Source organism: Streptomyces rapamycinicus NRRL 5491 (assembly GCF_024298965.1).
Classification (GTDB): domain Bacteria; phylum Actinomycetota; class Actinomycetes; order Streptomycetales; family Streptomycetaceae; genus Streptomyces; species Streptomyces rapamycinicus.
In genome coordinates this window covers 2,056,815-2,070,731 of the sequence record NZ_CP085193.1, presented here as the reverse complement: position 1 = coordinate 2,070,731, position 13,917 = coordinate 2,056,815, and the positions used below count along the sequence as shown (strand labels likewise).

Here is a 13,917-nt window from a genome sequence, read left to right as displayed (position 1 = left end):
GCCGACGCACGCGGTACGGCGAGGTGTCGCGCGGGCAACAGGGACCGGGAGTAAGGATCTTACGTACCCATTGCTGAGATCTCAGATCTGCCTTATGGTCATCGCAACTGCCGGAGGGGTGGCACGAGGGAGCCCCTTCAGGGCCGCCTTTCAAGGAGCCGAACATGCCAGGACCCGCTTTGACCGATCTCGACGGAAGCTGGCGAGTCGCCGCCGACATCGGCGGGACCTTCACCGATGTCATCGCCCTGGGCCCGGGCGGCCGGGTCGTCCCGGTGAAGGTCCTCTCCACACCGCCGGACTTCGGCAGCGGCGTCCTCGGCGGAACCCGGGCCGCGCTCTCCGCGGCGGACGCGTTCCCGCACCAGGTCACGGCGATGCTGCACGCCACCACGGTGGCCACCAACGCCATTCTGGAGATGCGGGGAGCCCGTACCGCCCTGGTGACCACGCGGGGATTCCGGGACGTTCTGGAACTCGGGCGCCTGCGCCGCCCCCTGCTGTACGACCTCTCCTGGCAGCGGCCGACCCCGCTGGTTCCCCGGCGCCACCGCTACGAGATCGACCAGCGCATCACCGCCGACGGCCACCTCGAACCCCCGGTGGACTCCGCTGAACTGGCGCGGGTGGCAGACGAGATCCGGGCCGCGGGCATCGAGGCGGTGGCGGTGTGTCTGATCAACTCCTATGTCCGTCCCGAGGAGGAGCGCCGGGCCGCCGCCGAACTGCGGGCCCTCCTGCCCGGCACGTATGTGACCGCCTCCGTCGACATCACGCCTCAGATGCAGGAGTACGAGCGCACCAGTACCGCGGTCGTCAACAGCTATGTGGGCCCCCAGGTCCATGACTATGTCACGGCGCTCGGCGAGGATCTGCGGGAAGCGGGCGTCTCCGCGCCCTTGATGATCATGCAGTCCAGCGGTGGCCTCCTCGACGCCCCCTCAGTGGTGGCGCGCCCGGTACAGATCATCGAGTCGGGGCCCGCCGCCGGTGTCATCGCCGTACGGAAACTCGCCCAGCTCATGGGGATCGACTCGGTGGTCGCCTTCGACATGGGCGGCACCACGGCCAAGGCATCCCTCATCGAGAACGGGGAACCGTTCGTCGCCGGTGACTACGAGGTCGGCGGGGGCATGAACATCACCCGCGGCATGGGCAAGGGGGCGGGATACGCGCTGCGCGTGCCCTCCATCGACATCGCCGAAGTGGGTGCGGGCGGGGGCAGCGTCATCTCCACCGACGTCGCCGGATCCCTGCGGGTCGGACCGGAGAGCGCCGGCTCCCGGCCCGGTCCCGCCTGCTACGGAAACGGAGGGACCAGCCCCACGCTGACCGACGCCAACGTGGTCCTGGGCTACCTCAGCTCGCAGGCCCTGGCCGGGGGACGGGTGGCCATCGAGCCGGACCTCGCCCGGCAGGCCATCGCCCCGGTGGCCGACGACCTCGGCGTGGACATCCCGGCGGCCGCGCGCGGAGCCTACGAAGTCGCCGTGTCCAGCATGACCAAGGCCGTCAAGGCCGTCACCAGCGAACGCGGCCGCGATCCGCGGGAGGCCGTCATGGTGGCCTTCGGCGGCGCCGGGCCCCTCTACGGCGCGGCCATCGCCCGGGAACTCGGCATCGACACCGTCATCGTCCCCGTGCACACCGGGCTGTTCAGCAGTCTGGGACTCCTCGTCGCCGACACCGAACGGCAGGCGGTGGTGCCCCACCGGACGGACCTCGACGCGCTCGACCTGCTCGGCGCGGAGTTCGACCGGATGGCCAAGGAAGTCACCGAGGCCCTGGCGGAGGCCGCCCCCTCGGCGCACACCGAGGTACAGCGGGTCCTCGACATGCGCTACCGCGGTCAGCGGTTCGAGCTGTCCGTCACCGTGCCCGACGGGAAGCTGGACTCCGGCCTGATGGCCTCCGTGCGGCAGCGGTTCCACGCCGAGCACCACCGCACCTACGGCCGCGCCGGTACCGACGAGCTTGTGGAGATCGTCAACCTCCGTGTCCGCGGGCGGGTGCGCAATCCCGTCGGCGTCGAGCGGCTCCTGAGCCTGCCGCCCTCGGCGCCCCGTGCCGAAACGACTCGGGAGTGCCGATTCGACCGGACCGAGCCGACCCCGGTCATCACCCGTGCCGCACTGTCACCGGAGCCCCGGCAAGGCCCCTTCGTCATCGAGGACATGGATGCCACCACCCTCGTACCACCGGCGGCCACCGCCCACCGCGACCGCTTCAACAACATCGTCATCAGCTGGACGACCACAGCCCCGGAGGCAACCTCATGAGCCCGCGCCCGATCAGCGACGCCGCCACGTTCGAGGTCTACCGGAACGCGGTGACCGGACTCGCGGACGAGATGGCGATCACCATTCTGCGCACCGCGCACTCCCAGATCGTCGCCTCCAGCATGGACTTCTCGGCCGCGCTGTGCGACGCCTCGGGACGGGTGATCGCGCAGGCCAACACCTGTCCGGTGCACCTCGGCTCCATCCCCGAGGCCATGGGCGCCGTGCTGACGGCCTTCGGCGACACCGTCCGCCCGGGCGACGTCTACCTTCTCAACGATCCCGACCTGGGCGGCATGCACCTGCCCGACATCTTCGCGATCGCCCCGGTGTTCACCTCGGGGCAGGAGCTGCTCGGCTACTCGGTCACCGTCGTCAACCACGTGGACGTGGGGGGCTGGGCCGCGGGATCCATGGCGGTGCAGTCCACCAGCATCTTCGCGGAAGGCGTGCAGATACCGCCGTCCCGGCTGTACGACGCGGGCACGCTCAACGAGACCTTCCTCGCGCTCATCCTGCGCAACGTACGCGAGCCGGACCTTCTCCGTGGCGACCTGGAGGCACAGCTCGCCGCGTGTCACGCGGGCGGGGAAGGACTCAAGGAGCTGGCCGGACGCCACGGCACCGACGGGCTGGCCGCACTCAACGAGGAACTCCTCGCCCACTCCGAGACCCTGCTGCGCGCGGCGCTCGCCGAAGCCCCCGACGGTGCCTACGCCTTCGAGGACTTCATCGACGACGACGGCATGGGCTCGCCGCCCATCCCCTTCCGCGTCACCGTCACCATCAGCGGGGACACCCTGCACCTGGACTTCTCCGGGTCCTCCCCCCAGGTCGCCTCGGCCCTCAACGCCACCGCGTCCTTCACCCGGTCCGCCTCCTACGCGGCCATCCAGGGCGCCCTGGGCTCCGACATCCCGGCCAACAGCGGCTTCTACCGGCCCCTCACCTTCACCATCCCCGAGGCCTCCATCCTCAACGGCCGAAGGCCCTCGGCCCGCGGCGCCCGGGGCCTGGTCGCCTACCGCATCATCGACACCGTCCTCGGGGCGCTGGCTCCCGTCTTCCCCGACCGGGTCCCGGCCGCGGGCGACGGCGGCCCGGACTCCGTGGCCATCGGCATCACCGGGGAGAACGGAACCACCAACGTCCTGTGGGACATCCTGTGCGGGGCCTGGGGAGCCCGTCCGGACCGCGACGGCGTGGACGGCGTCAGCCCGCTCGGCGCCAACCTGGCCAACGTACCGGTGGAGGAACTCGAACAATCCGGCCATGTGCGCATCGACGGCTACGGCTACCTGCCCGACACCGGCGGCCCCGGCCGGTGGCGCGGCGGTCTGTCGACCTTCCGCGACATGACGGTCCTCGCCCCCACGGTCTCGGTGCAGATCCGCTCCGACCGGCGCACCCACCTGCCCTACGGCCTCCAAGGAGGAGCCCAGGGCACGCCGTCGTCCAACATCCTCAACCCCGGCACTCCACGGGAGCAGACACTCCCCGCCAAGGTCGTCCAGCTCCTCGCCGCCGGTGAACGCCACCGGCACGTCACCGCCGGCGGAGGCGGCCACGGGGACCCCTTCACCCGGGATCCCGGCCGGGTCCTCCAGGACGTACTCGACGGGAAGGTCACCGCCTCCGGAGCGATCCGCGACTACGGAGTCGTCGTCACCCCCGACGGCGAGATCGACACGGCGGCAACACAGCGCCGGCGCACCGCCGGGCGCCACTAGCACCGTCCCGCCACGCACCTCACCCCCCACCTCACCATCCTCGGACCCCGCTCACCGAGAGGACCCCGTCATGGCCGAGGTCACCGCCCTGACAAAGACAGACGATGACATGCGCCGCGTATGGCGCAAAGTAGGCATCCGCATCATCCCGCTCATCGGCCTCGCCTACGTGATGAGCTATATCGACCGTGCCAATCTCGGCTACGTGGCACAGTCGCTCAACAAGAGCCTCGGCATCACCGCCGGACAGCTGGGCCTGGCCTCCGGCCTGTTCTTCATCGGCTACATCCTGGTGGAAATCCCCAGCAATATGATGCTGCGCCGGTTCGGGGCGCGGAAATGGATCACCCGCATCCTGGTCTCCTGGGGCTTCGTCACCATGGGAACCGCGGCCGTGCAGAGCGTTGGCCAGCTCTACCTCATGCGCATCCTGCTCGGCTTCGCGGAGGCCGGGCTGGCCGCCGGAATCCTGCTGTACATGACCTTCTGGTTTCCCAGGAGACAGCGGACCTGGGCCATGTCGATCTTCTTCATCATGATTCCGCTGTCCGGCATCATCGGATCGCCCCTCGCCGCGGCCATGCTGTCCTGGGGTGAACAGCTCACCGGGTACGCCGGGTGGCGGTCGTTGTTCTTCACCGAGGGCCTGTTCACCGTCCTGTCCGGAACCCTGATCTACGGCCTGCTGCCGGACCGGCCCGCCGACGCGAAGTGGCTGACAGCCCAGGAGAAGGACGCCATCCAGCATCGGCTCACCCTGGAAACCGCCCAGCAGAACGCACATGGCGCGCTCACCGGGATGCGCCAGGCGCTCTCCAGCGGCCGCGTGTGGATGCTGTCCTTCGCCTTCTTCGCCATCGTCTTCGGGCTGTACCCCATCGCCTTCTTCCTGCCGACGATGATCTCCACGCTCACCGGGAACGCCTCCACGATCTCGGATGTCAGCAGTGTGCTGCTCGCCGGTATCCCCTCGGCCATCGCCATCGTCGCCATGCTCGCCTGGGCCAAGGTGGCGGCGCGCAGGTCCGTGGTGTTCTCCACGGCGGTACCCCTGGCCTTCGGCGCCGTGGGCCTGCTGCTGGCCACCTTCACCCGCAACGACGTCCTGTTCATCGGGGCGTTCTGCGTCAGCGTGTCCGGGGTCTTCACCGCCATGCCGCAGTTCTGGCGACTGCCGCCGCTGTGTCTGACCGGTGCCGCCGCGGCCTCGGGTATCGCGCTGATCAACTCGGTGAGCAACGTCAGCGGCTTCATCGGCCCCTATATGACCGGCGCCATCGCGGACGCGACCGGCGACTTCACCTACGCCCTCCTGGCCATCGCCCTCATGCTCGCGGCCGGATTGGTGATCCTGCTGACGGCCGGGCGAAAGGCGGAACAGTCAACCGCCCAGGATCCACTGCCCCAGCCCCACGACACGGAGAAGATCGGGTGACCGGCCGCACCGACACCGCACTCATCATCGGCGACATGCAGACAGGCATCCTCGCCAACTACGCGTTCAGCCGAGCGCCCGTGCCCCCCATGCGGTCGCTGGTACACGCGGCTCGCGCGCACGGCATCCTCGTTGTCTTCGTACGTACAGAACTGCGGGCCTCAGGAGCCGACGTCTCCGAGAACAACACCCTGTTCACGGCGTTTCACCAAGCCGGCCCACTGTTTCACGAGGGATCCGGGGAGACGGACATCATTCCGCAACTGGCACCGCAACCCGAGGATGTCGTCATCACCAAGCGCCGCACCAGCGCGTTCGCCGGAACGGAACTCGAACTGGTGCTGCGCGCCCACCACGTCGAATCGATCGCGCTGACGGGCGTGGCGACCAGCGCCATGGTCGCGGGAACGCTCTACGACGCCCTGGATCGCGACTACCGGGCCACCGTCCTGAGCGACGCCTGCGCGGATGCCGAGGCGGACGTCCATGACTTCCTCATGGCGCGAATCTTCCCCGGCCGAGGCGCGCGGGTCATGACCGGGGAGTCCTGGCTCAGCGAATGGTGAACCGCTCCCACGCTCACCGTCGTGCGCCGGGGGCCATGCCCCGCGGCCCACGACGCCGAGGCGCTACGACACGATGGCGCCACCGGCGGGCTGCTCGTCGTTCTCCGGCTCCTGTGGCGGCTGGCTGAGCTGTTCGCGCACGTAGTTCCAGGCCACCGCGATCAGCGCGGCCACCGGTACGGCGAGCAGACTGCCCACGATCCCGGCCAGGCTGCTGCCCAGCGTGACCGCCAGCAGGACGACCGCCGCGTGCAGGCCGAGGCCCCGGCTTTGGATCATGGGCTGGAACACGTTGCCCTCGAGCTGCTGCACCACGATGATGATCGCCAGCGCGATCAGCGCGTCCGTCGGACCGTTGAACACCAACGCGATGAGCACCGCGACCACACCCGCGAACAGGGCCCCCACGACGGGAATGAACGCGGAGATGAAGGTCAGGACCGCCAGCGGCAGCACCAGCGGTACTCCCAGAGCCCACAGCCCGAGTCCGATGAGGATGGCGTCGAGCAGACCGACCAGCGCCTGGGAACGCACGAAGGCGCCGAGGGTGTCCCAACTGCGCTCGGCCACGGCGGGGATGTCGGTGGCGAGCCGGCCGGGGAGCTGACGGGCGAGCCACGGCAGGAACCGCGGGCCGTCCTTGAGGAAGAAGAACATCAGGAAGAGCGCGAGGACGGCGGTGATCACACCGTCGACCACCGTGCTCACACCCGCGACGACAGCGCTGACCAAGCTGCCGGCACTGCTCTGCAGCCGGGCGGCCGCGGTGTCGGTGGCCTGTGCGATCTGGGCATCGTCGATGTTCAGTGGCGGCCCGGCGGCCCATTCGCGCACCCGCTGGATGCCTTCGGTCACACCGTCGGCCAGTTCACCGGACTGGGATGCCACGGGCACCGCGATCAGCGCCACGATACCCGTGGCGACCAGGAGGAACAGCAGGGTCACGACCGAGGCGGCCAGCGCGGGAGGCCACCCCCACCCGCGCAGCAGGCGGGCCAGGGGCCAGGTCAGCGTCGTGAGGAGCAGGCCGACGACGAGCGGCCAGATGACCGACCACATCTGGCCCAGGGCCCACAGGACCGCCGCGGCCATGACGAGGATCAGCAGCAATTCGAGAGAGATACGCGCCGATACGCGGAGCGCGGCGCGGGTTTTCGTTGAACTCAACGTGCGTGGCATGGGGCCACCCGTACCTCATGAGTGCTTCCCCGCGCTGCCTTTCGGGCGCACCCTGGCCAAACCCCCAGTGTCCTCACCGGTGTTGGGGGTGAGAGGGTGAGGAATCCCGTGCGGAGTGCGGGTGTGTGTCAGGTTGACCGGGCGTCCCGCCGGTGCCACGTCGGCCCGCACGGGTGGGCCGGCCGAGGACGACTCCGGCCAGGACCAGGACCAGTCCGCACAGTTGCTGAACGGTCAGGACCTCCGCGGCGACCGTGGTGCCGAGCAGCACACCCGTGACGGGGTTGAGCAGCCCGATCAGACCCACGGTCCCCGCGGGCAGGTGCCGCAGCCCGGTGAACCAGGCGGTGAAGGCCAGCGCGGTGGCGGCCAGGGAGACGTAGCCGAAGGCGATGAGCGCCGGTGTGGAGAGTGCGGGCGGAGGGCCCTCCACCACCGCGGCGGCCGGAAGCAGGAACAGCCCTCCGGCGGTCAGCTGCCAGGCGGTCGAGGCGAGTACATCGGTACCGGCGCTCCACCGCTTGGTCAGGATGTGACCGAAGGACGACACCAGCATGGCGGCGGCCGAAGCGAGAACTCCCGGCACGCTCACCCCTTCCGCCCCCGTGAGCAGCATGAGGCACACCCCGGCGAGCCCGACCACGGCACCGGACAGGTGCGCGGGCCGGGGCCGTTCGGACACCAGGGGCCAGGCGATGAGCGTCATCGTCAGCGGGGACACCGCCATGACGGTCGACGCGACGCTCGTCGGCAGCAGCTGGGAGGCGACGTAGACGAGGACGAAGAACACACTCACATTGAGCGATCCGAGCACCGCGGACCGCCACCACCACGCACCGTGCGGCCGACGCCACCGGCACAAGGCCAGCAGGACGAGCCCCGCGGGCAGTGCCCGCAGAGCGGCCCCGTACAGCGGGCTCCCGGCGGGGAGGAACTCGTGGGTGACGAAGTAGTTGGCTCCCCACGCCACCGGCGCGACCGCGGTCAGCGCCACCCAACGCGCATTAGCTTCCATGGAAGGTAAATATAGCCAGATACAGCTTCCCGGGAAGCTATATTTGTCTTCCATGGAACATCGGCAACCGCTGGACCGCGTGGCCCGCATCCAGGCCGACTGGCGCCGCGAACGGCCCGACGTCGACACCTCTCCGCAAGGAGTGATCGGCCGGCTGCACCGCCTGGCCGGCCAACTCACCGAAGAACTCTGCCGCGTATACAGCCGCTACGACCTCACCGAGGGAGAGTTCGACGTCCTGTGCGCACTGCGCCGCGCCGGCGAACCCTATGAACGCGCTCCTGGCGAACTCGCCGCGCACACCATGGTCACCACCGGTGCGATGACCAAGCGGATCGATCGCCTCGAGCGAGCCGGACTCGTCACCCGCCGCCGCTCGGACGACGACCAGCGTGGCAGGATCGTCGCCCTCACCGGACCCGGACGCGAACTGATCGACCAGGCGTTCACCGACCATATGCGCAACGAACGCCACCTGCTGAACCTACTGGCACCCGCGGAGGCCGAGACGCTCGAAGCGCTGCTCACGACCTGGCTCTCCCGCCTGGAAGACGGCGCCCGCGATTCGGTGCGGGAGCCGCCACCGCCGGAACACTGATCATGGATGCGCGGCGGTCGCGCGGATCTCGACGAGGAGTCCCGGGCTGGCGAGGCCGCTGACCCCGATGATCGTCCAGGTCGGGTAGGGCGCTTCGACGAGGCGCTGCTTGGCCTCGACGAAGCCGGGCAGGTGCTGGCGGATGTCGACGTGGTAGCTGGTGACGTCGACGAGGGCGGACAGATCGAGGTTCTCCAGCCGAAGGATCTCTTCGATCTTCCGGATGGCGATCTCGGTCTGTTCCTCGATGGTGTCCGGGATGGTTCCGTCGGCGCGGCGACCGATCGTTCCGGCGATGAACAGGAGGCCGTGCGCGCGGACCGCGGCGGAATAGCCGAAGCTTGCGAAGGCGCTGGTGGTTTGCCCGAAGACCGCGTTGTCCTCGGGGATCTCGACGGTGTGGAGGGTCATTGTGGTGGTTCCTTTTCTCTGTTGATGGGGCCGTGGAGTCCGTGGAGTCAGTCGCGCCAGCGGGACGAACGGCAGGCGTGCTCCAGCCGGGTCCGGCCGAAGGTCTCGCGTTCGCGGAGGAATTCGCCGGGAATCGCGTACCGGGGAGCGTTCTTCGGGCTTTTCGCGGCCTGCGCGACGATCGCGTCGGTGAGTGAGCGGATCATGTCCAGCCGTGGATAGGCGGTGTGCACGGCGTCGGCCTGCTCATCGGTGACGGCTTCGACGTGGTCGGCACCCAGTGGGCCGCCGAAGTCGAGGGCGACGCCTTGGCGGACGAGCACGCACAGCGTGCCGCGGCGCTCCGCGATACCCGGCGAGGTGTGCAGGGCGATGGCCTGCCAGACCTGGTCGGCGTCGGCCGCGGGCACTCCGCGGTCGATGAGGAACGCGGCGGCCCGGTCGGCGCCCTCGACCTCGAAGCGCTGGCTGTGCGGGCCGTCCGGCGCCACGCCGAGGTCGTGCATCGCGCACGCGGCGAACAACAGGTCGTCGTGGTAGTCGTGGCCGACGGCCAGGCCGAGGCGGCCGGCCACCAGCCGGGCGAACAGATAGCTGCGGATGCTGTGGTTGAACACGGACGGCGTTTCCACCGGCCGGATGAGATCCATGACGGCGCCGGCAAGCGGTGTGCCGGGCAGCGTGATCAGGGCGGCGGTCGCCTCGCGGGTAGGTCCGGTCATGTCTTCAGCCTGGCCGCGACCGCCCTGACCTGGCGAGAGGCAAAATTACCTCACTTCGATAGAATCTTGCCATGACAGTCCATCGAGTCGCGGTCCTGGCGCTGGACGGGGTCACCCCGCTCGACCTGGCGATCCCGACGCAGATCTTCACCACCCGGCCGGAGACCCCCTATGAGATGGCCCTGTGCGCGCTGGACGCGAAGGTGGCCACCACCGCGGGTTTCGCCCTGATCGCCGCCGGGGGTCTGGAGCAGGTGCGCGGTGCCGACACCGTGATCGTGCCGGGATTCGAACCGATCCTCCCGCTGCCGGACGCCGTGCTCGGCACGCTGGCCGAGGCCCGCGACCGGGGCAAACGTGTGGTGTCGATCTGTACGGGCGCCTTCGCGCTGGCCTCGGCGGGCGTGCTGGACGGGCTGCACGCCACGACCCACTGGAAGCACGTCGACGAGTTCGAGCGGGGCTTCCCGGCCGTCACGGTCGACCGCGACGTGCTCTACGTCGACGAGGGCGACGTGCTCACCTCGGCCGGGGTGTGCTGCGGCATCGACCTCTGTCTGCACCTCGTGCGCCGCGACCTGGGGGCGGTGGTGGCGAACGAGATCGCCCGCGGTCTGGTGGCCGCCCCACACCGGGACGGCGGACAGGCCCAGTACGTGCCGGCCCCCGTCGCGGTGGCCGGTGACGCGTCGCTGTCCGCTACCCGGGAATGGGCCCTGGACCGGCTCGGCGAGCCGCTCACGCTGCGCGTACTCGCCCGGCACGCGGGTCTCTCGCAGCGTACTTTCATGCGCCGGTTCACCGAGGAGACGGGCACGACCCCGTTGCAGTGGTTGCTCAACGCCCGCCTCAGCGGGGCGCGGGAGCTGCTGGAAACCACGGACCACCCGGTGGATCGGGTGGCGCGGGACTGCGGACTGGGCACGCCGGCCAACCTGCGGCTGCACTTCCGGCGCGCACTGGGCACCACCCCCACCGCCTACCGCCGCACCTTCGGGCGCTCGACGTCGCCCAAGCACTGACCATGCGGACCCCGCTGTGGCCGTACTTCGCCGGGCGGCCCCCGCTGGGTGCGTGCGGCAACCGCCGTCTGCCGGTCGTCGCTCGGGGGCCGACCCTCCGTACGGGCCTTCTCGGTCGCTCGGGCGAAATCAGCCGGTGGGCCTGCCGAACCAGCGGGCTAGGTGGCCGTCCAGGTCCTGCTGATCGTCGCCGATCCAGGCGACGTGGCCGTCGGGGCGCAGCAGGACGCAGGGAACATCCAGTGCCGCGGTGGGATCCGCGAGGTGATCGACCCGGTCCGACCAGCCGCCGACGGTCAGGCGTTCGGTGCGGTCCAGCAGCAGGCCGCGGCCGCGATGCAGCAGACCGTAGAGGCGGCCGTGTTTCACGTCGATGTCGGGCAGGCGGCGGCCGAGCAGGTCGGGGCCTTCGCCGAAGTCGTAGCGGATGCCGATCGCGGTGATCTTCTCGATGAGATGGCGGTTCACCTCGTCGAAGTCCATCAGTTCGGTGAGCAGCCTGCGCACGGCCCGCGGGCCCGGTTCGGTGGAGTGCAGTTCCATCTGGGCGCGGGTGTTGTCCAGCACGTCCTCGGCGACCGGATGGCGTTCGGCCTGGTAGGTGTCCAGCAGTGTTTCCGGCGCCCAGCCGCGGATTTGTGCGGCCAGTTTCCAGCCGAGGTTGAATGCGTCCTGAACGCCCAGGTTGAGGCCCTGTCCGCCGGTGGGTGGATGGATGTGCGCCGCATCGCCCGCCAGCAGCACCCGCCCGACCCGATAGCGTTCGGCCAGCCGGGTGGCATCCCCGAAGCGGGACAACCAGCGCGGGGAGTGCACGCCGAAATCGGTTCCGGCGATGGTGCACAGCTGTTGTCCGAAGTCCTCGATGGTGGGTGGTTCCGCGCGATCGCTGACTCCCGCGGCGGGGACCACGACGCTGTATGCCCCTCCGCCGAAGGGCCTGAGCCAGAATCGGTCATTGGTCTGGCCGATTTCGGCCAGCTTGGCGGCGATCTCCTCCTGCGGCACACCCACTTCCATCTCGCCCATCAGGGTCTCGGTTCGCGAGGGCTCACCGGGGAAGCCGACGCCGAGCAGTTTGCGCACCGTACTGCGCCCGCCGTCACAGCCGACGAGATAGCGCGAACGCAGCTGTTCGCCGTCGGCCAGCTCGACGGTCACACCCTCGTCGTCCTGCTCGAAATCGGCCACCGCACAACCCCGCCGGACCTGCGCACCCAGTTGGGTCGCATGTTCTTCGAGCAGTCGAACGATGACCGGCTGCGGGATGCCCAGCAGATAGGCGTGCGCGGAATCCAGGCCCTGGGGCGCGGGTTTGTTGATGGCGGCGAAGAACCCGCCGGCCGGCCGCTGCCTTCCGTGTTCGCGGACGCGATCCAGCAGTCCGCGCATCGCCATCAGCTCGAGACTGCGAATGTGCAGACCGACGATGCGGACGAACGACACGGGCTCGGTTTCCTTCTCCAGAACGAGTACCCGCACATCGTGCAGCCGCAATTCGGCGGCCAGCATCGCACCGGTCGGTCCGCATCCGGCAATGATCACATCGAACATGAGGTGTTGCCTTTCGGGAGTGCCTGTTGTCGAGGCGCTCCCGGCGACACCTACCTCAATCGCCCGACCGTGACGGGAAGGGGGAGCACCCACACGGATACAGCGTTCATGGGTCTCACCTCCTCGGGCGGTGTCGCGGTCCATCGCAAGCTACAAGCCCGGGCGTCATCCGGTCCAATTCTTTTCTTCACACGGACGACGATCCGGACGCGAGGAACGCGGCGACCGACGCGATTTCTTCGGCCTGGCCGATGCGTCCCAGCGGCGCCTTGGAATACTCCTGCGGCACCGCGCCGCCCGGAGCGCCCATCTCGGTGGCCACGCCGCCGGGGTGGACCATGTTCACGCGGATGCCGAGCGGGCCCAGCTCTCCCACCGCGGCCTTCGACAGGCCGAGCAGGGCCGACTTGGTCGAGGCGTACGCGGCGGTCAGATCCAGCGGTGCGAACCACCGCGGTCAGTGCCGCGGCCCACTGCTCGGGGTCGCCGACGTCGAGGTCACCATCGCGGGCAAGCCGGAACGCCGCGCCGACGATCCTCGCAAGACCAGAAGCGTCTGACCGCCGCCCTTGGGCGGCCTCCGCGCCGCTCCGGGCGGACGGATAATCTGGGCCCGTCAGCGAAGATCGCAGAAGGGCGGAGAACATGGCGGACATCATGGAGACGGCGGCGCGGAAGGTCTTCGAGCGCTACGACCTCGACGGGGACGGCCTGGTCACCGCGGACGAATACCGCAAGGTCGTGGCGGAGTTGGAGGGTTCGGAGATCACCGAAGCGCAGGCCCAGGAGCTGATCGACTCGCTCGACACCAACGGCGATCGCCAGATGTCCTTCGAGGAGTTCTGGGCGGCCATGAATGGCTGACACCGCCGGGTCCGCTCCCTGAACGGCTCGGCGATGGCGGGCGGGCTGTGATCTCAGCGTTCGGTGAGATGTGATCGCACCGCCTCGGCCCCCACCCGGCCGCGGTCGGTGAACCACAGGTTGAAAGAGATCCTCTGGCCCGGCTTCAGCGGCGGGGGGTCGAGGAGGGCGACATGGACGCCTCCCCGTGACATCCGCAGTGTGCTGTGCGCGGCTATGGTCACTGTTTTCGCTCGTCGCGCCGTACCCGGCCGTTTCCTGTCGCGTTCGCGCAGCATGGAGACTCCCAGCTCCGGGGAGTCGGCGAAGACCAAAGTGTCATCCCTGTCCCCGACATTGCGGATCTCGAAGTACGCGGCGGCCGTCTGCCCGTTGGACTGGACGATACGGCCGCCGCTGACCCTGATCTCCGGCGCGGGCTCTCCCGCCGCCCCGGTGGCCGTGTAGCCCGTGAGCAGGGCCAGCGCCAGTGCGCAGCCGCCCACCGGTATCAGCGTCGCCCGCGCTCCCCGCGCCATGGCCTCCCTCAGGCGCCGTCGTGG

15 protein-coding genes are annotated in these 13,917 nt (G+C 69.5%); 8 read left to right on the top strand and 7 right to left on the bottom strand.

Translation table 11 applies throughout. From position 1 onward, the window contains the following. Positions 1 to 164: 164 nt before the first annotated feature. From LIV37_RS08620 to LIV37_RS08605, 4 genes are all read left to right on the top strand, one after another. Positions 165 to 2,279, top strand: coding sequence for a hydantoinase/oxoprolinase family protein (locus LIV37_RS08620; protein WP_121825680.1), 2,115 nt, complete (start codon positions 165 to 167; stop codon positions 2,277 to 2,279). Continuing rightward, positions 2,276 to 4,009, top strand: coding sequence for a hydantoinase B/oxoprolinase family protein (locus LIV37_RS08615; protein WP_020866717.1), 1,734 nt, complete (start codon positions 2,276 to 2,278; stop codon positions 4,007 to 4,009). The genes LIV37_RS08620 and LIV37_RS08615 overlap by 4 nt, the downstream gene beginning before the upstream one ends. Before the next feature lie 70 nt (positions 4,010 to 4,079). Next, positions 4,080 to 5,444, top strand: a complete 1,365-nt coding sequence (locus tag LIV37_RS08610; protein WP_020866716.1) for an MFS transporter — start codon at positions 4,080 to 4,082, stop codon at positions 5,442 to 5,444. After that, a complete protein-coding gene (locus tag LIV37_RS08605) occupies positions 5,441 to 6,010 on the top strand; it encodes a cysteine hydrolase family protein (protein WP_020866715.1) in 570 nt (189 codons plus the stop codon). The genes LIV37_RS08610 and LIV37_RS08605 overlap by 4 nt, the downstream gene beginning before the upstream one ends. Before the next feature lie 63 nt (positions 6,011 to 6,073). Here LIV37_RS08605 and LIV37_RS08600 read toward each other — a convergent pair whose 3' ends face one another. Beyond that, entirely contained in the window at positions 6,074 to 7,189 is a 1,116-nt protein-coding gene (locus LIV37_RS08600) for an AI-2E family transporter (RefSeq protein WP_121825681.1), read from the bottom strand. A gap of 73 nt (positions 7,190 to 7,262) precedes the next feature. Beyond that, complete coding sequence (locus LIV37_RS08595; protein ID WP_121825682.1) at positions 7,263 to 8,204, bottom strand: EamA family transporter; 942 nt, start codon at positions 8,202 to 8,204, stop codon at positions 7,263 to 7,265. A gap of 52 nt (positions 8,205 to 8,256) precedes the next feature. On the opposite strand from LIV37_RS08595, the gene LIV37_RS08590 reads away from it, so the two are divergent. Beyond that, complete coding sequence (locus LIV37_RS08590) at positions 8,257 to 8,802, top strand: MarR family winged helix-turn-helix transcriptional regulator (RefSeq protein ID WP_020866712.1); 546 nt, start codon at positions 8,257 to 8,259, stop codon at positions 8,800 to 8,802. On the opposite strand, the gene LIV37_RS08585 is transcribed toward LIV37_RS08590, so the two are convergent. Together LIV37_RS08585 and LIV37_RS08580 are read right to left on the bottom strand one after the other, a co-directional pair. Further along, entirely contained in the window at positions 8,803 to 9,213 is a 411-nt protein-coding gene (locus LIV37_RS08585) for a RidA family protein (RefSeq protein ID WP_020866711.1), read from the bottom strand. A gap of 47 nt (positions 9,214 to 9,260) precedes the next feature. Then, on the bottom strand, positions 9,261 to 9,935 hold the full coding sequence (locus tag LIV37_RS08580) for an HD domain-containing protein (protein ID WP_020866710.1): 675 nt from the start codon (positions 9,933 to 9,935) through the stop codon (positions 9,261 to 9,263). 71 nt (positions 9,936 to 10,006) lie between these two features. On the opposite strand from LIV37_RS08580, the gene LIV37_RS08575 reads away from it, so the two are divergent. Next, positions 10,007 to 10,957: a GlxA family transcriptional regulator gene (locus tag LIV37_RS08575; protein WP_020866709.1), complete on the top strand. Its 951-nt coding sequence runs from the start codon at positions 10,007 to 10,009 to the stop codon at positions 10,955 to 10,957. 129 nt (positions 10,958 to 11,086) lie between these two features. Here LIV37_RS08575 and rox read toward each other — a convergent pair whose 3' ends face one another. Both rox and LIV37_RS08565 read right to left on the bottom strand, forming a co-directional pair. Continuing rightward, a complete protein-coding gene (rox, locus tag LIV37_RS08570) occupies positions 11,087 to 12,511 on the bottom strand; it encodes a rifampin monooxygenase (protein ID WP_020866708.1) in 1,425 nt (474 codons plus the stop codon). A gap of 187 nt (positions 12,512 to 12,698) precedes the next feature. Continuing rightward, positions 12,699 to 12,902 (bottom strand): SDR family oxidoreductase, encoded by a 204-nt coding sequence (locus LIV37_RS08565; RefSeq protein ID WP_243146471.1) that lies wholly within the window; start codon positions 12,900 to 12,902, stop codon positions 12,699 to 12,701. On the opposite strand from LIV37_RS08565, the gene LIV37_RS08560 reads away from it, so the two are divergent. Together LIV37_RS08560 and LIV37_RS08555 are read left to right on the top strand one after the other, a co-directional pair. After that, entirely contained in the window at positions 12,862 to 13,071 is a 210-nt protein-coding gene (locus LIV37_RS08560) for a hypothetical protein (RefSeq protein WP_148717865.1), read from the top strand. The genes LIV37_RS08565 and LIV37_RS08560 overlap by 41 nt on opposite strands. An 85-nt stretch (positions 13,072 to 13,156) precedes the next feature. Continuing rightward, positions 13,157 to 13,375 (top strand): EF-hand domain-containing protein, encoded by a 219-nt coding sequence (locus LIV37_RS08555; RefSeq protein ID WP_020866705.1) that lies wholly within the window; start codon positions 13,157 to 13,159, stop codon positions 13,373 to 13,375. 53 nt (positions 13,376 to 13,428) lie between these two features. Here LIV37_RS08555 and LIV37_RS08550 read toward each other — a convergent pair whose 3' ends face one another. Next, a complete protein-coding gene (locus tag LIV37_RS08550) occupies positions 13,429 to 13,893 on the bottom strand; it encodes a copper chaperone PCu(A)C (protein ID WP_020866704.1) in 465 nt (154 codons plus the stop codon). Positions 13,894 to 13,917: the final 24 nt, after the last annotated feature.